We start from the raw sequence: 19,235 nt of genomic DNA, 5'->3' as shown, positions 1-19,235 counted from the left end.
AAATGGAAAGATTCAAAAAGCTTACGGAACAGCTGAAGTCCAAGCATATCTCACGGCGCAGCTTCATACAGCAGGGCCTTGCCGCCGGGGTGAGTGTTTCGGCGCTAACTCTCGCCGCAGATAAGGTTAATGCCGCAACGCCCAAAAAAGGTGGCCACATGCGGGTTGCGCGTGGCCACGGAGCGTCCACTGATGTCTTGGATCCGGGCATCATCGAGAACGGCTACACCATCGGGCTCGCGCTTGGAGGGTATCAGGGTTACCTGACCCAGATCGGCCCCGATGGCAGCCTGCAGCCCTCGGTGGCGGAATCGTGGGAGGCGTCGCCGGACGCAAAAACCTGGACCTTCACACTGCGGGATGGTGTTGAATTCCACAATGGCCGCACCGTAACGGCTGATGATGTCATTGCATCCATCAACCATCACCGCAAAGAAGGCACAAGCTCGGCCGCAGCGCCATTGGTTGCGCCGGTCACCAAGATGAATGCCGATGGCAAGAATACCGTGGTGTTTGAGTTAGAGGCCGGCAATGCCGATTTTCCCTTTATCCTGACCGATTACCACCTGCCGGTCATGCCCGCGAATGATGACGGCACGATGAACTGGCAGGATCATGTCGGTTGTGGTGCCTACAAGCTCGATGGCTACCAGGCCGGGATCACCAGCAGGCTGTCGCGCCATGCCAACCACTGGAGCGACGAGGTAGCGCATTTCGATACGATCGAGGTGCTGGCCATCATCGATCAGAACGCGCGCACCACAGCACTGGTTTCCGGGGATGTTCACGCGATCGACCGCGTGGACCTAAAGACCGCTGCCCTGATGGGGCGCAAACCCGGCGTCAATCTGAAAACCGCGACAGGCACACTGCATTATTCTTTCCCGATGCTGTCGGATACGGCGCCGTTTGACGACAACAATATCCGTCTGGCCGTCAAATATGCGATCAACCGGCAAGAACTGGTCGACAAGATCCTGTTCGGCTATGGCGAACTGGGCAACGACCACCCAATTGGATCAGGGCAGCGCTTCTTCAACACTGATTTGGAGCAGCGTGAATACGACCCCGACAAGGCCAAATTCTACCTCAAGGAATCTGGTCTGGATACGATTGCGCTGACGCTGCACGCATCAGATGCTGCCTTTGCAGGGGCTCTTGATGCGGCAGTCTTGATCCAGAATTCGGCCAAGGGCGCGGGGATTGATCTGAAGGTTTCGCGTGAACCCAATGATGGGTTCTGGGCCGATCACTGGATCAAATCACCCTTCATCACAAGCTATTGGAGCGGACGGCCCGTCGAAGATCAGATGTTCTCGACCACGTATCAGACAGGCGTTTCGTGGAACGAAAGTAAATGGTCACATGAAAGGTTTGACAAGTTGTTGGTCGAAGCGCGCGCCGAGCTGGACGATGCCAAACGTCGCGATATGTATTTCGAGATGCAGAAGATCCTCAACGAAGAAGGCGGCTCTGCCATCCCGATGTTCGCATCCTATGTCTTTGGCGTAACCGATGATGTTGGGATGCCCGATGAGATTGCCACAAACTGGGATATGGATGGCGAGCGTTGGATGGAGCGTTGGTGGCTTAAGTAAGCCAAGAAATGCCAACCTATTTGACGCATTGAGGTATCTTGCAACACCTGCGTCGAAAACAGAGCGTCGGCCATGGGCCGGCGCTCAGTCGTTTTCCCTTATTATGAAGTGCCGTAACGCGATTACAAGTCTGGGCAACTAAGGGCGATTAGGCAAAATAGATCAGCATCTCTTGCCCTATCACTAAGGACTGGAAATAGGCCCACAATCCGAAACGTTTACAAGCCTGGGTGAGAAGGCCGCCAAATAATCGCACTTCGCCGCTCGCAAACACTCGTCAGCAAAGTCGAAGGTAAAGACCATCACCTAGGGTGCTGATGCCATAAATGGCAAATGCTCGATGAGCTTCAATTTGCCCTCAACAGGCTGATCAAATCGGGTTCGGAATTATGCGTTTGCGAAAAGTCGAGGCCCAGCCGGATGTGCTCCAGATGTTCACGCGTTAACTCCGACGCCTGGCCTGCGTTGCGCGATTTAATGGCCTCAAGAATTTTTTCATGTTCGTCATCGCGGCAGCAAGACGATTCCCCAGACCCAAACAGCGCTACAATCAGCGACGTGCGGGTCACAAGTTCCCGCAGGGTTCGGGTCAGAAATTTGTTGCCAGATACGGTCGCAATAAGTACGTGAAATTCTCCGGAAAGGCGGATGATGTCCTGGCGGTTATCGGCGCGCCGTGCTGCTTTTTCCATTTTGACATGATCGCCTAAAGCTTTGAGACCAGCCCTGTCGATCCTGTCTGCAACCTGACCGACAAGGCTTGGTTCGATGTGAATTCGCGCCTCGAAAACCTCGTCTGCATCCCTCTGATCTGGGCAGGCAATAAATGCGCCACGATTAGAACGAAGGTCAACGATACCTTGACTGGCCAACAACAACAGCGCGCGCCGGGCTTTCATCCGCCCAACACCAAAACTCTCACATATGGTCGATTCGCTGAGCTTGGTATTGGGTGCCAGCGTATGTTGCATTACCGCGCTGTAGACGCGGTCAACGATTTTGTGTTCGTCGTCCAGCGCCGATGCAGCATCCGAAATACTGTTCTCTACCAACGCCTTACTCCTTCAGGGTTTTGGCTATCGCCGCTTGCCAATGCAGCTTACCGCGAATTTACGCTAACGAAAATGGGAATTCATGAGAACATAAAAAATATAATTCGTTGACAATAATTGTTAACAATTGTCTCTTTTACGTAACCTGCCATCGCAAGAATGTGGCCTGGTTGGTCTGACACGAAAGTATTGGATGAAGTTCAACGGAGGAGAAAATCATGAAACGCAGAGTAATTATTAAGTCTGCTGCCGCAGCTGTTGCGCTGTCCGTTTTTACAAGCGCGGGCGCGATGGCTGAGAATCAAACCCTGAAAATCGGATTTGTCGGCGTGACAAGCGGCCCCGCAGCGGCCTGGGGCATTTCCAACCAGCGCTCGATGGAAGCGCGCGCCGCCTGGATTAATGAAACCGGCGGGTACACCATCGGCGACACGACCTACGACATCGAGATCGTTTCATTCGATGATCAGAAGGATCCTAAGCGCGCAATTGCCGGCATGGAGAAAATGGCACAGGAAGGCATTCACTATGTCGTGGGACCAAACGTCGATGACGGCGCAGCAGCCGTGCGTCCCGTGGCCGAAGCAAACGGGATCATGTATTTTCCCTACGCCTTCCCGAAAGAGCTGTATACCGCACCTGCGTCAAACGCTGTTTTGGGTATGGTCGCCAACTATCAATCCGGCCCGGCGATCTACAAGCATCTCATGGAAAACGAAGGGGTAAAAACCGTCGCTTTCATAGCCGCCAATGAATCAGATCCACTCAGCCAGCGCGATGGGGGTGTTGCCGCCGCCAAGGAGCTTGGACTTGAGGTGGTTTCAGACAATGTCACATATCAGGTGGACACGACCGACTTTACCCCGGTTCTTACGCCGGTCATGCGTACCCAGCCGGATCTTCTGGTTCTCTCTGGTGTCTCTCCCGCGAACGCTCCGCAACTCATCCGGTCGGCGCGTGAACTTGGCTTCCAAGGGCTGATCTCCACGGAAACGGCACAGGATGCGCAGGTGTTGCGCGAAGGCGCCGGTGATCTTGCCAATGGGTTTATCTCAGTCGGCGGGGCGTCCACACCCGAACTGGCCTCGGATGCGATGCGTGAATTCGTAGAACGCTACACCGACATGTTCGGCGAATATAACGATGAATCGAACACCAAGGTCTACGCGCTGGAGTACATCCTCGAAACGCTGAAAGCGGACCCCGCGGCGATTGAAGATGTCAGCGTATTCCAGGCTACCATGGATTCATTTGAAGCCCCCAACCCCTACATGGTGGGTGACGCCAAGCTACGCTATGTCGGCATGTCGTCATTTGGGCAAAAGCGTCAGGTCGCCGTGCCGCTGGTCGTGAACGTCTACCAGGACGGTGAGTTCAAGACCCTGTTCGTGGCCGAAGTCGACTAAGAACCGATACCGACGACTTGTCAGCGAAAATCGCTGATTGACACGTTCACTTCGGGCCCCTGATCGGGCCCGGAGCAATCTGGGAACCGGCGGGAACGGTATGGAACAAATACTAGCAAACGGGATCTACCTGGGGTCGCAATACGCGATGATTGCCCTTGGTCTGACCCTCATCTTCGCCTTGATGAACGTACTCAATTTTGCCCATGGGCAGATGTACGTTCTGGGCGGTTTCGTCACCTACACGTTTTATGGGCAATTGGGATTTCCCTTTGTTGTGGCCCTGTTTCTGGCCTGCGCCACACTGTTCGTGCTTGGGGCGCTGATCGAAAAGTTCCTGTTCGGTCCCGTCATCAGACGATCCTCCCGCGAAGAAAGCACCATGTTGCTCGCGGCCGGGCTCGCGTTTTTCTTCGATGCGGTCATCCTGCTGGTGTTCGGCGAAAAGCAACGCGGCGTTCCCAAGATCGTCGATGGCGTATTCAACTGGGATTTCCGACTGATCATGCCATACGACCGTATTCTGATCTGCGTTCTCGCGATCTTTTCGATCGTCGGTTTCATCCTGTTCATGCAATATTCCAAAACTGGTCGCGCGCTCAGGGCCCTGGCCCAGGATCGGACGGCTGCCCAGCTTATGGGCGTCAACGTTGATCGCTATTCAATGATCGGATTTGCGCTCGGTGCGATGCTGGCAGGTCTGGTGGGCGGTCTTTTGGTCACGATCACCGGGGTGAACCTCGGTATGGGCGGCCCGACCTCGATCAAGGCCTTCATGATGGTGATGATCGGCGGTGCCGGTGTGATCTCGGGCGCGATCGCCGGGGGCATTATCCTAGGTTTTCTCGAGGCGATCGGCCTTGCGGTTCTCTCGCAATACGGCGACATCACCTACTTGCTGATCTTTGTGTCACTGATGATTTTCCTGGCCTTCCGCCCGCAAGGGCTGATGGGCAAACCGTGGGGATGATCGGATGTTGAAACTCTCAAAAACTCAATGGATCGGTCTTGCTGTGTTTCTGGGTGCCGTGTTCGTGGCGGTCCCAATGACAATTGCCGCGTTTGGACGCACCGATCTTTTCTTTACCCTCACATCGGTAGGATTGCTGGCCATCGCCAGCGCAGGCGTCTGGCTGACTTTCTACATTGGCCGGATCAATATCGGACAAGGTGCGTTTGCGCTGCTTGGGGCCTATGTCTCGGCCATTTTAGTGACCAAGGCAGGGATGTCATTCTGGCTGTCGCTGCCAATTGCGGGGCTCTTCGCAGCATTTGTGGCGGTGCTGATCGGCCTTCCAATCCTGCGGCTGCGCGGCGTCTATTTTGCAATGATCACCCTGGTCCTGACCCAGGTATTCACGTTGACGGCGCTTGCATTGCCCATCACCAACGGGGCCAAAGGCATCACGTCGATCCCGCTGCCAGGTGAACTTTCGCTCTTCGGAATCACACTTATTCCCGATTTTGCAACCTTGGGAAATCCGCGCGTGGCATTCTACTATACGACCGCAGCGCTGATGGTGTTGACCTTTGCGGCAATGTACCGGCTGGTCAATTCCCGCTTGGGGCACCTGTGCCGCTCAATGCAGCAGAACGAAGAACTGGCCAGCTCCATCGGTGTGAACATCTCGTATATCCGGATCATCGTTTTCGCGATTTCTTCCTTCTTTGGTGGCATCGGCGGCGCGATGTTCGGCTCAATCGCGCAATCGGTCTATCCCTCAAGCTTTCAAGTCGCCGACAGCGTCAATTTCATGCTGAACTGCTTCCTCGGAGGTCTCGGCTATGTCTTTGGGCCGATGCTTGGCACGCTTGTGCTCTATTTCGGGTGGGATCTGTTGTTCGAATTCGGCAAGTACCAGCTACTGATCTATTCGAGCCTGCTGATTATCCTGATGTTGGTTCTGCCCAATGGGCTGCTCAGCATGAAAATACCCGGACTTTCGCCGAAAGCCCGCTCCGGCCCCGAAGTCGCCGGGAAAAAAGAGGAGCCAGGTCAATGACAACGCTTCTTCAGGTTCAAAACATCACTAAAAAGTTTGGCGGCCTGACGGCCAATAACGACATCAGTTTTGAGGTAAAGGAAAACGAGATCCTCTCGGTGATCGGGCCCAACGGCGCCGGCAAGTCGACACTGTTCAAAATGATCTCATCCTTCCTTCCGACATCCTCTGGTCAGGTGCTGTTGAACGGCGAACGCATTTCGAACCTCAAACCGCATATCGTTGCGCGCAAGGGTGTGGTGCGAACCTTCCAGGAAACCACGATTTTCAAATCTATGACCGTGCGCGAAAGCGTGATTGTCGCGCAGCACCTACGCGCAAAGGCATCACTGGCCGGGTACTTTTGGGGCACATCGGCCGCGCATCGTGATGTTGAGGATTTCGGCAGCTATGCAGATGAATTGATCGCATTCCTGGGTATGTCCGCCATCGCTGACGAACAGGCGTCAAACCTTCCGCAGGGCAATCTGCGCGCACTTGGGATCGCGATCGGGCTGGCAACCGACCCTAAGGTTTTGCTGCTGGACGAACCCTTTGCCGGGATGAACCACGACGAAACCATGACCATGGTCGATCTGGTCCGCAAGGTCCGCGATGAACGCGGTGTTACCGTTCTGCTTGTCGAACACGACATGCCGGCAGTGATGAAAATTTCCGACAGGATCGTTGTGCTCAATTTCGGCGAAATGATCGCCGAGGGCACGCCACGGGAAATTCAGAACGATAAAAAGGTGATCGAAGCCTATCTCGGCAGTGCCGACGATGAGATTGGAATCTGACCCATGAATAAGATGTTGGAATTCAATGATGTCGAACTCTACTATGATCACGTCTATGCCTTGAAGGGCGTGTCGATTGATCTTGAGCAAGGCGAAACTGTCGCCCTGATTGGCGCGAACGGGGCTGGCAAAAGCTCGATCCTGCGGGCAATCACCGGGCTGGCAAAACTCAAATCTGGCAGTGTGCATTTCGAAGGTCAGCAGATCGACGGCAAGAACCCCGCCGACATCGTTGCTGGCGGTATTGCCATGGTGCCCGAAGGCCGCCGGGTATTTCCGTATATGAGCGTCAAGGACAACCTGTTGATGGGCGCGTTCACCCGGGGCAGAGACTCGGACGTTCAGCAGACGTTGGATAGTGTGCTGGAACGTTTTCCGCGCCTGAAAGAACGGTTCAAACAATCCGCAGGTACGTTATCCGGCGGGGAACAGCAGATGATGGTGATCGGTCGCGCGCTGATGGCCAAACCAAAGCTGCTTTTGCTGGATGAACCGTCGCTTGGGATCGCACCCAAGCTGGTGCAGGACATCGCGCGCTCAATCGTTGCGATCAACCGGGATGAAGGCGTGTCAGTCCTCCTCGTTGAACAGAATTCACGTATGGCGCTTTCAATCTCAAACCGGGCCTACGCGCTCAGCACCGGTAACATCTTCATCTCGGGCAACTCCAAAGAGCTGCTGCATGATGACCGTATCAAAGCGGCCTATCTCGGCGGCGAAGTGTAAGGAAACCGCATGAAAGTACTGCTCATCAATCCGAACACGACCGCCTCCATGACCCGAAAAGCGGCAAAGGCTGCCGCCCGGGTTGCCCGACCGGATACCGAGATCATCGCGACCAATTCCAACTCCGGACCCGCCAGTATCGAGGGGTTCTACGATGTTGCGGTCTGTGTGCCGGGCTTGTTGGAGGAAGCGGCGCGTCACAAGGACGTGGATGCGATCATTATCGCCTGTTTCGACGATACCGGCCTGGATGCGATGCGCTGTCTTTTCGATGTTCCGGTCATCGGCATCGGTGAAGCGGGGTATCATGCGGCGGCCATGGTTTCGCACCGGTTTTCGGTGGTGACAACGCTCAGCCGATCGGTGGCCGGTCTCAGGGACAATCTCGGGCGTTACGGGCTGGACGCGAGATGTGCCAGTGTGCGCGCAACCGACATCCCCGTGCTGAAACTGGAAGAGAACGATCCCGCAAGCCTGGCAGATATCCGCGCCGAGATCCGCGCGGCGATCGACGAAGATAATGCAGAAGCCGTGGTTCTGGGCTGCGCCGGTATGGCCGACCTGATGGAGCAGATGTCGCAGGAATTCGGCATCCCAGTCATCGACGGCATATCCTGCGCCGTCGGAATGGCCGAAGCCTTGGTGGCCGCCGGTCTGTCGACGTCGAAAGTCGGGGCATATGCACGACCGGATGCAAGCCGAGTTCGACATTTGTAAAACGGGTCTTACGCTGCCCGGCTCCTTCTTCGCCCGGCATTATGCTGTTTACGCCGTTCCGCGTGAATGGTTTTGCCATGGATATTCAGCCGCCCCACCGATGTGCCGCCTCGTCGCGGACCTTGCGCCGGATGGCGCGGTTCACGAAATCGCGCGGCTCGGCCATGTTTCGCTTTCGCCCACTATCCTGATGCCATTTTCGCCAAACTGCGGGGCATTCTGACTGTTTGCGATGCGCATCGGTTGGGACCTGCGCGACACCGGAAGGATGTTCTTGAGCAAACAATGCATGCGTTCATCCAAATTCTGTGATGGCTCCTGCTTGAGCAGCCTTGGCACCATGGGTCTGAAACCCCGCGCTTTGCTGTCGCACCCCCCTGATCATCTCCGCATCCCGGCTATATCTTTCGAATAGGAAAACAACTCAGAAACCCAGGGGTTTAAATGGATACGCTCATCCTGTCGCGCATGCAATTCGCGGCCAACATCTCGTTCCACATCCTGTTTCCGACGATTACCATCGCGCTCGGTTGGGTGCTTTTGTTTTTCAAGTTACGTTTCAACAGAACACGGCAAGAACGATGGATGGAAGCCTATCGCTTTTGGGTGAAAATCTTTGCTCTGTCTTTTGCCATGGGCGTTGTTTCTGGCATCACCATGTCTTTCCAGTTTGGGACCAACTGGCCAGGTTTCATGGAAACCGTCGGCAATGTCGCTGGTCCTTTGCTGGCCTACGAGATCATGACGGCGTTTTTCCTCGAAGCAGTTTTCCTGGGGATCATGCTTTTCGGTTTCAGCCGCGTGCCGAATTGGCTGCACACTTTGGCAACCTTCCTTGTCGCCTTTGGAACAATGATGTCGGCGTTCTGGATCATCGTTCTGAATTCCTGGATGCACACCCCACAAGGGTTCGAGATGATTGACGGCGTGGCCCATGCCACCGACTGGTATGCGATTATCTTCAACCCATCGATGCCGTACCGCTTTGCCCATATGGTTCTGGCCAGCTTTTTGACCGTCAGCTTCCTGATTGCCGGTGTAAGTGCGTTTCGCTGGCTTATCGGCGGGCGGACAGAGGGTGTGAAAGTGGCATTGAAGACCGCTGTTTTTGCGGCGGCCCTCTTGATCCCTGTCCAGATATTCGTCGGCGACATGCACGGGCTGAACACCAAGGAACACCAGCCCGCCAAGGTGGCCGCGATGGAAGGGCATTGGGAAACAAGTGGCAATGTGCCCCTTCTCCTCTTTGCGATACCCGATGAAGAGGAACGCACGAACCATTACGAGATTGGCATCCCCAACCTTGCCTCCCTTATCCTCACGCATGAATGGGACGGCGTGGTGCAGGGTCTGGACGATTTTGTCACCGAACAGGGCGAAGTCCTTCATCCGCCGGTCGCGCCCGTTTTCTGGTCCTTCCGTATCATGGTGGGCACCGGAATGCTGATGTTGCTTGTCAGTTGGGGGGCCGCAGCGATCATGCTTCGCAAGAAACGCGGCGTAGAGGGCCTGCCCAAGCCTGTTCTATACGCGCTTGTCGCGATGAGTTTCAGCGGCTGGCTGGCCACGCTTGCCGGATGGTACACAACCGAAATCGGACGGCAGCCCTGGCTTGTCCAAGGCGTGATGACCACCAAACAGGCCGTGGCTGACGTGCCGTCGGCAATGGTGCTGTCCACGCTGATCGCCTATCTGGTCATCTACGCGCTGTTACTGTCGGCCTATATCTACGTGATATTCTATCTGGCGCGGAAAATGTCGCGCGGAGAAGAGATCGGCACGCGCGTCGCCCCGGTCCCGACCACGCAGAAAACCGAAATCCCGGCGGAGTGAGCATCATGCAGACCTTTGGTGACCCGACGATATGGCTTCCCTTTATATTTGCCGCCCTGATGGGGGCCTCGATCCTCATCTACGTGGTACTGGACGGGTTCGATCTGGGGGTCGGTGTTCTTTTTCCCTTCGCCGATGATGAAGAAAAGGACCGGATGATCGCCTCGATAGGACCGTTCTGGGATGCCAACGAAACATGGCTTGTGCTCGCTGTTGGCTTGCTTCTGGTCGCCTTTCCGGCCGCACATGGTGAAATCCTTACGGCTTTGTACCTCCCCGTGGCGATCATGCTGATCGGTCTGATCCTGCGTGGCGTCGCGTTTGAATTCAGGGCAAAAGCACCCGCCCCCCAGAAAGACCTCTGGAACAATCTTTTCTTTGCAGGATCGCTGATGACGTCCCTCAGCCAGGGGTTCATGTTGGGCATGTATGTCATGGGACTTGACTGGACATGGGCGCATGTGGGCTTTGGCCTGCTGACGGCGTTGTTTCTAACAGTCGGCTACAGCTTTATCGGGGCGACATGGGTGATCCACAAAACCGAAAATGCGTTACAGCACAAAGCGGTGGCCTGGGCCAAGGGCGGCATTTGGGGCCTTGTTTTGGGGATCGGCGCGATATCGTTGGCCACGCCGTTCGTGAGTGACCGGATTTTCGACAAGTGGTTCAGCTTGCCCACGGCATTATACCTTGCCCCGCTCCCCATCGCGTCGACGGCGCTGATCGTCTGGCTGTGGTCCATGTTACGCAAGATGCCATATCCCCAAGACCGGATGTCATGGAAGCCATTTGCGGTTGCAACGGTTCTTTGGGTGACGGCTTTCGGCGGGATGGCCTATAGTTTCTATCCCTATGTGGTGCCGGAAAAACTGACGATCTACGAAAGTGCAAGTGCGCCGGAAAGTCTTTTCATCATCCTGATCGGAACCTGCTTTGTCTTGCCCGCAATTCTTGGATATACCATCCTGGCCTACACGATATTCAGAGGGAAAGCTGGCGAACTGCGTTACGATTGACGCCAGGCATGGCCTCTACTCTGAGGCTTCAAAAAAAGGGGTGGCAGACGTCAAGCCTGCGACACGGTCCACCCCTGCCCTTCCGGTTGACCAAGCGCTTTTGCACCCTGCCCTCGTGAAACGTATGAAGACCAGGCATTATTCCAAACCACGTTGCGTCACGATCACCACGCGCGAGGCCCCCAAAGCGCGCAGATCCCGTGCCAGATTTACCAGGGTGACCGCTGGCAGTGCCTCATCCGGTACAACCCTCACGACCTCACGCTCGTCTTCCGGGCGCGCGGCATAAAATGCCTGTGCCGATGCGACGGTCTCGCCGCGATACGCCAATCGGCCATCCGGGTGCACGACAAGTGTATCGGGTGGCGCGCGGCCTTCCAGATCAGAGGTGCGCACAAGTCTGAGGTCTCTGTCCAGCGGTTGCGACAGCGTGCCTGCGACCATGAAGAAAATCAGCATCAAAAAGACGATATTGATCAGCGCGATCGTGGGCTCGTTGCGCGTGGTTTGCCGCCGTTTGCGCATTATGACCCCAACACGCTGATGCTCAACCGGCCGATACCTCGGAGGACGACAAGGACGTCGGTCAACCGTTGCGCGGTCACATCATCGCGCAGGCTGACAATCACAGGCAGGGTTTCTGCCTCGGGGGACAGGTTGGCGAATGTGTCGGGCAACGCTCCCAGCACAACGTCCTGACCATTTACGCGCAAGGTCTCTTCGCCCAGTTGCAGAAAGCTTCGCTTGACGTCGTCGCTGCCCGCGCCACCCGCACCGGCGGCGGAAAGCTCGACCTCGGCAAACCGCGAGAATGTCGATGAAAGCATGAAAAACAGCAGCAATAGGAAGATGACGTCGATCAGCGATGTCATCGACAAACGCCGACGCCGGGTGCGCCTACGCATGGGTCGGCTCCGCTGCGGTTTGAACAACACCGTCACGATGACCCTGAGGGTGCAGGACCGACGCAATCGCCCGCTCGGCGGTCACCCGTTCCGTATCCATCCGCCCCTCGAACCAGCTAAGCACCATGGCGGTTGGCATCGCCACGGCAAGACCCACGGCAGTGGTCAACAGCGCGACCCAGATACCACCCGCCAGAAGCGACGGATCAACCTGGGATCCGGCATCCTGCAACGACTGAAACGCTTCGATCATCCCCAGCACCGTGCCGAACAGACCCAGCAGCGGGGCAAGCTGTGCAACGCTGTCCAGCAATCGAAACCCGCCCTCCAGCCGGGCAAACCGCACCTCGGCTTCGGCCTCCAGCCGTTTGGTGTCCTCGGGTTCCGCAGCAAAGGCCATTTTGATCACGGGCGCAAGATAGCTTTTCGACTGCTTCAGAGCACTCTCGGCAGCGCTGCGGTCACCCCTGTCCCACGCGGCCACTGACTCTTTCAACGCGCGATGCCGGCCCACACCGGACACGGAAAACTGCCATAGCTTGTAGAGGATCGTCGCCAACGTAACGACCGAGATAACAAGCAGCACCATCACCACCGGCCCACCAAGATCAACCGTATAGCGTAAGCCTTCAAGAATTCTGGTCATCCGATCACCTCAATCTCGGTGCGCGTGTTCAGTATCAATCCAGCCTCGCAGGCGGTGTCGGTCAGTTCCGGCGCTTCACATGTATGTGCGCCGTTGATCAGGACCTGACCCAACCCGTCGCACGCGATGCCCGGAACGGAAAACTGGCGCACCCGCGGGCGACCGGGCGGCAGGGTGCCGAAATCAAACAGGGTCAACCGGTCCACCTGTCCCGTACTGTCAAACAGGACAGTTTCATAAACCGCTTTCTCAATCTGGCTGGCATGACCGTTCAACACCAGAAACGTCAGCGTGCAACTGCCCTCGTTTGATTTGACCGCGTTCAGCTCGATCAAAACGGCTTCACCCAGCGGCTTTTCCTGCGCCATAACGCCGGGAACAACAGTCAGGCTGACCAAGATCGCCGCAACGACCCTTCGGATTATCTTCATCTGCATCTTCCTTTTCTGCCAACACCGCGCCTGCGTTCACCAGACGCGCAACGGCTGTCGTTTCGATATTGCGCCACTCGCCACCACGGCGCCATGAAATATGCTGACCACCCCATGCGATCTTCAGTTCCGATACACAAAGGCCAGCCTTTTGCTGGACCCTTGCGGCGGTCTTGGAAAGGGGGCCGCGCTTCGAACCTGGGCGCTGGCGGCGCGTCTGATGTCCTGGGATCCTGTCGCGTTGAGTATCCTGACCCAGGCCAGTGTACCATCGGGATTGATCTCAAACGACACCTGCGCCATCCCCTTGACCGACGCATAGAGAATTGGAGCGCGATTGAGCTGCACCAGGACCCGCCCGACATAGTTTGTGGTGCTGGAGTTTCCAGGGCCGCGGGAGCCGCTGAAACCGCTTGAACCGGACCGCGCACCGCCGCTGCCAAAGGCAAGCAGGTCGACACTGCTGCGCTTGTAGACGGCAAGCGGGGATTCGATAACGCCTGTCGCGCGGCCTTGTTGCGCGCTTTTTCGCTGCGCGCCCTCGGGCACACCCAATGCCTCTGCCGAGGGCCGTTCTGCCGGTGGACGCAGCGATCTTGTTACGGCCGAACTTGATCCATCCTCGCTTTCTAATGCGCTCAGGATCTCGGGCTCATCGGCCGGGGTCTCAACCGTTGTTTCCGGCAATTCAGCTTGCACCACTTCGGGCGCCACAGTGATCGCAGGACGCGGTGACGGGTCAGGCGCGGAAGGATCGGTCGAAACGGTCTCGTTGGACGGGGAGGTTTCGGTTTCGCTGGTCTGGGCCCCTGACGGATCAACACTCCCGGTCGCATCCCCTTCCGGTAGTTCGGCAGGGCTTTCGGCCTCAATCGTCTGCGAGGCGGTCACATCCGCATTGGTTTCATCTTCGCCCCCTGATGGCGCTGTGATCCCGGGCGCGGTTGCATCACGCTCGGACGGTTCAGCAGCGTCGGGCTCTGTTACTTCGGCATCGCCCGTGTCAGGCGTCAACACGTCCTGCGGATTGTCTGACGCGACCAGCGCCTGGGATGTCGGTATCTGTTCGTCGACCGGCTCTGGCGAGGTCACGCTTGGCGGATCGGGCACCGGCGCAGGCTCGGGCACCTCCGTTTCGGTCACGGCTTCGGCGAAATCCTCGAATACACCGCCGACATCGCTCAGATCAGCAGCGGCATTCTCGCTCGATGACGGTGGCCCGTTGCGCGTGGTGAAATTCAAGCCCAGGCCATGCACCAGCAAAGACAACATAAAAGCCACCGTCGCGACAAGAATTGATCTCCTGATCATTCGGCGGCTCGCGCCCAGAACAGAACCACAGACGTTACCCTGCGGTGCGGCAAGGCCCCGAAGCGCAATTCAATCTGGGCAAGTCGCTTAAACGACATTTTTTCAAACTTCTCATCTGTGCAACGCCGGACACTGGGGTATCTTACGCATCCGGCAAGTTGCCTTCGCTTTTACCGTGCAGGGCAATCCCACGGAAGGCAAACCTACATCATTGTGATCGGCGGGGTGCCGTGCGTCACTGCCATGCCCTGTCCCCGGAAACGAACGGCAATACTACCGCCGCACCGCTTTCCCTTTCGGATGCACCACAGTAGTCTCGGGACATGGACAATCAAGTGACGGCAGAAGTCGAAAAACAACCCCTGGATCAGGTAATCGGGGCCGCGGTCAAAGCCCACCGCGTGCTTGCAGGGCTGACGCTGGCCGAACTGTCGCATCGTGCAAATGTTTCCACGGCGATGATTTCCAAGATCGAACGCGGACAGGTCTCTGCGTCCCTCAGCACGCTAGAGGCGCTGGCAGTAGGGATAGGCGTGTCCCTGATCACGTTCTTTGCGGGAACCGTTGAGCATACGGATGTGTCATTTGTTGCCGCTGGCGAAGGCATGACAGTGCAACGCCTGGGCAGTGGGTTTGGTCATGTCTACAAAATGATCGGGCGTGCCGCGGCCCCGCATGTCGGGTTCGAAGCGTTCAGCGTCACGCTGGAACAGCCGCTTCAGAAGCATCCCTTGTATCAGCATCGCGGGGTGGAGTTTATCCAGGTCACCGACGGTGAGATGGTCTATCGCTGTGGCGAAGCAAGTTATCACATGCGGCCGGGCGACAGTCTCAGTTTTGAATGCAGTACGGCGCACGGACCGGAAGAACTGAAAACCGAAAAGGTGAGTTTCATTACCGTCATCGCCAAGGCGGATACCAGCGACAGTTAATTGGCGGCAAGGCCGTGCACATGCCGGCCCTGCACCTGTACGCGGTCGTTACAAACCCCACTTTTCCTTGTTTTCCTCAAAGAAACCCTGGGCTTTCTTCACCTTGACCCAGTTGTTGACGTAGTTGATCCACACCTGATCGGTCTGCGGCAGCAGCATGGCAATGGGCGTCGGGCGGCGTGCTTCCGCGCCATCCACACGGACAATCGGGAATTTGGCGTTCAGGGTCGAGCCTTCGATATTGGAGGTCACGAAGACATCTGCCCGGCCAGCCAGCACTTCCTGATATCCACGGGCGGGTGCTTCGACGATCACGATCTCCGCTTCCGGAAACCACTCGCGGACCATCTTTTCAAACGACGTGCCCAGGGTGGTGGCGACCTTCACCCCCGGCTGGTTGATTGACTCGTAGCCCGAGAAATTGCCGGCCTTGTCCTCGGTTGTGAACGGGAAAAACTCAACCGCGATGTAGCTTTCGGAAAATCCGGCGACCTTCATCCGCGGCGGAGAGATTGAGGCCGAACCCGTCATGTGGTACTGACCCGCCACAACACCATTGACCAGCGTTTTCCAATCGGTCGGCACAAACTCGACCTCGACGCCCAGGTCCTTCGCCAGCTCGGACATGATGTCGATATCGAAACCCTTGTAGCTGTTGGTGGCCGGATCGCGCAGCGTCATGGGGTTCCAGTCACCCGTCGTCCCCACTTTCAGCACACCGCTGTCCAGGATCTCGTTCAGGGCCGACTGGGCCTTGGCCGCGCCCGCAAGCGTCAGGCCAATCGCGGCGGCGGCAACGGCTGTTAGAAAAGGTTTCATATTGATCTCCCGTTGGTGGTTCTGTTGTTGTTGCGACATCCTAGCCGATTTGTTGCTTGATTTAAGGCCAAGGGCACTACTAACCTCAAGAAAAATTTTTCTTCACAGGAAAATACCCACTAAAGGAACCCACCGCATGACGCACGCCGCAATCGAACTTGAAGGGGTAAACAAGTGGTTCGGTACTTTTCACGTGCTGAAGGACATCAACCTGTCAATCCAATACGGCGAAAAGATCGTGATCTGCGGACCCTCGGGATCGGGCAAATCCACGGTCGTGCGCTGTATCAACCGTCTGGAAGAACACCAGAAAGGCACGATCAAGGTGGACGGGGTCGAGCTGACAAACGATCCTCAATCCGTGGCGTCGATCCGCTCTGAAGTTGGCATGGTGTTCCAGCAGTTCAACCTGTTTCCGCATCTCACCGTGCTGGAAAACCTGACGCTCGGGCCGATCAAGGCGCGCGGCATGATGCGGGCCGAGGCCGAAGCCAGGGCGATGCAATACCTGGAACGGGTCCATATTCCGGAACAGGCCGATAAACGCCCCGGGCAGTTGTCCGGGGGTCAACAGCAACGGGTTGCAATCGCCCGATCGCTCTGCATGGAGCCCAAGGTCCTGCTGTTTGACGAGCCGACCTCGGCGCTGGACCCGGAGATGATCTCGGAAGTGCTGGACGTGATGGTCGAACTGGCCCAGGAGGGCATGACCATGGTCGTCGTCACCCATGAGATGGGATTTGCCCGCAAGGTCGCGGATCAGATGGTCTTCATGGATGCCGGTGAAATCGTGGAACAGGGCCCGCCCGGGGAATTCTTCGGCGCCCCTCGGTCGCCGCGATGTCAGAAATTCCTGTCCCAGATTTTGCAGCACTAGAAAGGGATTTAATCATGAGAAAACCCCTGATCCTTTTGCTGCCCTTCCTGCTGCTGGCCGGATGCGCCAGCTCGGCAACCTGGGGCTGGTACGTGATCAACCCCTTGACGCCAAATGGCTGGATCAACGTGAAATTTCTGATCTCGGGCATGGGCTCGACCATTCTGATATCCGTGATCGCGGCGGTGATTTCCATCGCACTTGGGCTGCTCGTCGCCCTGCCCGGGCTGGCCAAAAGCCGGGGCTGGCGCTGGGTGAACCGGATTTACGTGGAATTCATTCGCTCGATCCCGTTGCTGCCGATGCTGTTCTGGGTGTTTTACGGCCTGCCGATCATCTTCCGCGAGATGGGGGTGAACATCCCGATTGACCCGTTCTGGGGCGCGATCATCACCCTGGCCATTTCCGACAGCGCCTTTACGGCCGAAATCTACCGCGCCGGCATTCAATCCATCGCCCGGGGTCAGACCGAAGCCGCACAAACCATCGGGCTGAACTACCTCCAGACCATGCGCTACGTGATCCTGCCTCAGGCGATCCGACGCATCCTGCCGCCCCTGGCGAACCAGTTCATCTACATCGTGAAGATGAGCGCCTTTGCCTCGGTCATCGGCATGCAGGAGCTGACACGCCGGGCGAATGAGCTGGTGGTCACCGAATATCGCCCGCTTGAAATCTATTCACTGCTTATCCTCGAATACCTTGTGCTGGTGCTGATCATCAGTGCAGGGGTGCGCTGGCTGGAACGGCGCATGGGGTCGGATGAGCGCGCTTAAAAGGAGATATTGATGGACTGGAAACCCTTCATGGCCGGGATCGAAGGCGACATTGCCACCTATTCCAAAGAGGTTCCCGAAACGGTGCGCGGCTTCGCCATCATGGGAAAAGCGGCAAAATCCGACGGCGCGCTGAGCGAAAAGACCAAGGAATTCATCGCCCTTGGCATTGCCGTCTCGACCCGTTGTGACAGTTGCATCGGCTTTCACGTGCGCTCTCTGGTGCGCCTCGGAGCCACGCGCGACGAGTTGTGCGAAGCACTGGCGATGGCAACCTATATGGGCGGGGGGCCGTCCTATGCCTTCAGCGCCAAGGCGCTGGCCGCGTTCGATACTTTTTCCGAACAGGAGTGACAGATGAGACCGGATCTGATCGGAAGCGAAGGTTTTCTGCGCGATTGCTGGTACGTGGCCGGGCGCAGCGAAGATATCGGACGCGAATTGACCGCCCGTATGATCATGGGCGACGAGATCGTGTTTTTCCGGGGCGAGAGCGGCGAACCGATCGCGCTGGAAGATGCCTGCCCACATCGCAAACTGCCCCTGTCACGCGGCAAGATCGAGGGCAGCAACGTGGTCTGCGGCTATCATGGGCTGACCTTTGATTGCACCGGTGAATGCGTGATCGCACCCACGCAGCTTGATAACCCGCCGCGCCGGGCCGCGGTGCATTCCTACCCGGTCGAGGATCGCTGGGGGTTCTTGTGGATCTGGATGGGCGCCCCCGCGAAAGCCAGCAGGGACGACATCATCTCTATCCCTAATTTCGACAATCCCGACTGGGGCAAGACCCCCAAAGGCGCGATGCAGATGGCCTGCCATTATCTTTATATCATCGACAACCTGCTTGACCCCAGTCATGTGGCCTGGGTGCATCTGACCTCCTTCGCGGGGGCAGGCACCGACAGCCGCCCGCTCGATCTGGAAGAAACCGAAAACGGCGTGATCGTGTCGCGCTGGATCAGCGATGAACCCGCGCCGCCCTACTATCAGTCGATGCTGCCCTTTGGGCCACATTGCGACCGCAAACAGCATTACGAATGCCGCCTGCCCTCAACCGCGATCAACATGTCGGTCTATACGCCGACGGGCGAAGGCGGCGCAGACAAACCCCTGTCTCCCAATGCGTTCGTAAATATTTCCTACAATTTCATCACGCCGATAGACGACCAAAACGCGATGTATTTCTGGTTCCAGCACCGGAACATGCATGCCGATGATGCCGCACTTTCCGACCGGATGTTTGACGGTGCGCTGATGGCCTTCAACGAAGACAAGGACGTGCTTGAACAGGTCCAACGCGGCATGGCGACCCGTAAAACGCCCTATCTCAACCTGGGTCTGGACGCAGGCGCCATGCGCTTTCGCACCCGTATCGCTCGCGCGATCAAGGAGACTGCGGCGTAGT

21 protein-coding genes are annotated in these 19,235 nt (G+C 57.1%); 14 read left to right on the top strand and 7 right to left on the bottom strand.

Going from position 1 to position 19,235, the window contains the following annotated elements; translation table 11 throughout:
- Window positions 1-2 precede the first annotated feature (2 nt).
- A complete protein-coding gene (locus tag Q1B27_RS19985; RefSeq protein WP_299850349.1) occupies window positions 3-1,598 on the top strand; it encodes an ABC transporter substrate-binding protein in 1,596 nt (531 codons plus the stop codon).
- Between the two features lie 347 nt (window positions 1,599-1,945).
- Here the strand turns inward: Q1B27_RS19985 and Q1B27_RS19980 are convergent, their stop codons facing one another.
- Window positions 1,946-2,650: a GntR family transcriptional regulator gene (locus tag Q1B27_RS19980; protein WP_299850346.1), complete on the bottom strand. Its 705-nt coding sequence runs from the start codon at window positions 2,648-2,650 to the stop codon at window positions 1,946-1,948.
- 218 nt (window positions 2,651-2,868) lie between these two features.
- Between Q1B27_RS19980 and Q1B27_RS19975 the strand changes: the two genes are divergently transcribed.
- The 8 genes from Q1B27_RS19975 (at window position 2,869) to Q1B27_RS19940 (ending at window position 11,130) form a co-directional block, all read left to right on the top strand.
- A complete protein-coding gene (locus tag Q1B27_RS19975) occupies window positions 2,869-4,056 on the top strand; it encodes an ABC transporter substrate-binding protein (RefSeq protein ID WP_299850343.1) in 1,188 nt (395 codons plus the stop codon).
- 100 nt (window positions 4,057-4,156) lie between these two features.
- Window positions 4,157-5,026: a branched-chain amino acid ABC transporter permease gene (locus Q1B27_RS19970; RefSeq protein WP_299850339.1), complete on the top strand. Its 870-nt coding sequence runs from the start codon at window positions 4,157-4,159 to the stop codon at window positions 5,024-5,026.
- A 4-nt stretch (window positions 5,027-5,030) separates the two neighbouring features.
- The gene (locus tag Q1B27_RS19965; RefSeq protein WP_299850336.1) at window positions 5,031-6,059 is read left to right on the top strand and encodes a branched-chain amino acid ABC transporter permease; all 1,029 of its coding nucleotides are present in this window, start codon (window positions 5,031-5,033) and stop codon (window positions 6,057-6,059) included.
- Entirely contained in the window at window positions 6,056-6,838 is a 783-nt protein-coding gene (locus Q1B27_RS19960; protein WP_299850333.1) for an ABC transporter ATP-binding protein, read from the top strand. Before Q1B27_RS19965 ends, Q1B27_RS19960 begins: the two co-directional genes overlap by 4 nt.
- A 12-nt stretch (window positions 6,839-6,850) precedes the next feature.
- On the top strand, window positions 6,851-7,564 hold the full coding sequence (locus Q1B27_RS19955) for an ABC transporter ATP-binding protein (protein ID WP_367181370.1): 714 nt from the start codon (window positions 6,851-6,853) through the stop codon (window positions 7,562-7,564).
- A 9-nt stretch (window positions 7,565-7,573) separates the two neighbouring features.
- Window positions 7,574-8,281, top strand: coding sequence for an aspartate/glutamate racemase family protein (locus tag Q1B27_RS19950; RefSeq protein ID WP_299850328.1), 708 nt, complete (start codon window positions 7,574-7,576; stop codon window positions 8,279-8,281).
- A gap of 444 nt (window positions 8,282-8,725) precedes the next feature.
- Window positions 8,726-10,114: a cytochrome ubiquinol oxidase subunit I gene (locus Q1B27_RS19945; RefSeq protein WP_299850325.1), complete on the top strand. Its 1,389-nt coding sequence runs from the start codon at window positions 8,726-8,728 to the stop codon at window positions 10,112-10,114.
- Between the two features lie 5 nt (window positions 10,115-10,119).
- A complete protein-coding gene (locus Q1B27_RS19940) occupies window positions 10,120-11,130 on the top strand; it encodes a cytochrome d ubiquinol oxidase subunit II (RefSeq protein WP_299850323.1) in 1,011 nt (336 codons plus the stop codon).
- Window positions 11,131-11,268: 138 nt separating this feature from the next.
- On the opposite strand, the gene Q1B27_RS19935 is transcribed toward Q1B27_RS19940, so the two are convergent.
- The 5 genes from Q1B27_RS19935 to Q1B27_RS19915 all read right to left on the bottom strand — a co-directional run bounded on the left by Q1B27_RS19935 (window position 11,269) and on the right by Q1B27_RS19915 (window position 14,423).
- Entirely contained in the window at window positions 11,269-11,655 is a 387-nt protein-coding gene (locus Q1B27_RS19935; RefSeq protein WP_299850321.1) for a biopolymer transporter ExbD, read from the bottom strand.
- Window positions 11,655-12,035: a biopolymer transporter ExbD gene (locus Q1B27_RS19930; protein WP_299850319.1), complete on the bottom strand. Its 381-nt coding sequence runs from the start codon at window positions 12,033-12,035 to the stop codon at window positions 11,655-11,657. Before Q1B27_RS19930 ends, Q1B27_RS19935 begins: the two co-directional genes overlap by 1 nt.
- Window positions 12,028-12,681, bottom strand: a complete 654-nt coding sequence (locus Q1B27_RS19925) for a MotA/TolQ/ExbB proton channel family protein (protein WP_299850317.1) — start codon at window positions 12,679-12,681, stop codon at window positions 12,028-12,030. Before Q1B27_RS19925 ends, Q1B27_RS19930 begins: the two co-directional genes overlap by 8 nt.
- Entirely contained in the window at window positions 12,678-13,112 is a 435-nt protein-coding gene (locus Q1B27_RS19920; RefSeq protein WP_299850315.1) for a hypothetical protein, read from the bottom strand. Before Q1B27_RS19920 ends, Q1B27_RS19925 begins: the two co-directional genes overlap by 4 nt.
- Before the next feature lie 123 nt (window positions 13,113-13,235).
- Window positions 13,236-14,423, bottom strand: a complete 1,188-nt coding sequence (locus tag Q1B27_RS19915; RefSeq protein WP_299850313.1) for a TonB family protein — start codon at window positions 14,421-14,423, stop codon at window positions 13,236-13,238.
- 335 nt (window positions 14,424-14,758) lie between these two features.
- On the opposite strand from Q1B27_RS19915, the gene Q1B27_RS19910 reads away from it, so the two are divergent.
- Window positions 14,759-15,355, top strand: a complete 597-nt coding sequence (locus tag Q1B27_RS19910; protein WP_299850311.1) for an XRE family transcriptional regulator — start codon at window positions 14,759-14,761, stop codon at window positions 15,353-15,355.
- 48 nt (window positions 15,356-15,403) lie between these two features.
- On the opposite strand, the gene Q1B27_RS19905 is transcribed toward Q1B27_RS19910, so the two are convergent.
- On the bottom strand, window positions 15,404-16,174 hold the full coding sequence (locus tag Q1B27_RS19905; RefSeq protein ID WP_299850308.1) for a transporter substrate-binding domain-containing protein: 771 nt from the start codon (window positions 16,172-16,174) through the stop codon (window positions 15,404-15,406).
- A gap of 136 nt (window positions 16,175-16,310) precedes the next feature.
- Between Q1B27_RS19905 and Q1B27_RS19900 the strand changes: the two genes are divergently transcribed.
- The 4 genes from Q1B27_RS19900 to Q1B27_RS19885 are packed head-to-tail and all read left to right on the top strand — an operon-like array spanning window position 16,311 to window position 19,234.
- The gene (locus Q1B27_RS19900) at window positions 16,311-17,051 is read left to right on the top strand and encodes an amino acid ABC transporter ATP-binding protein (RefSeq protein WP_299850306.1); all 741 of its coding nucleotides are present in this window, start codon (window positions 16,311-16,313) and stop codon (window positions 17,049-17,051) included.
- A gap of 14 nt (window positions 17,052-17,065) precedes the next feature.
- The gene (locus Q1B27_RS19895) at window positions 17,066-17,827 is read left to right on the top strand and encodes an amino acid ABC transporter permease (RefSeq protein WP_299850304.1); all 762 of its coding nucleotides are present in this window, start codon (window positions 17,066-17,068) and stop codon (window positions 17,825-17,827) included.
- A gap of 12 nt (window positions 17,828-17,839) precedes the next feature.
- A complete protein-coding gene (locus Q1B27_RS19890; protein WP_299850302.1) occupies window positions 17,840-18,181 on the top strand; it encodes a carboxymuconolactone decarboxylase family protein in 342 nt (113 codons plus the stop codon).
- 3 nt (window positions 18,182-18,184) lie between these two features.
- Window positions 18,185-19,234, top strand: coding sequence for an aromatic ring-hydroxylating dioxygenase subunit alpha (locus Q1B27_RS19885; protein WP_299850300.1), 1,050 nt, complete (start codon window positions 18,185-18,187; stop codon window positions 19,232-19,234).
- Window position 19,235 lies beyond the last annotated feature (1 nt).

The sequence above is a fragment of the uncultured Roseovarius sp. genome, assembly GCF_947489715.1.
Lineage (GTDB): Bacteria > Pseudomonadota > Alphaproteobacteria > Rhodobacterales > Rhodobacteraceae > Roseovarius.
This window is presented reverse-complemented; position numbering and strand designations above follow the sequence as displayed.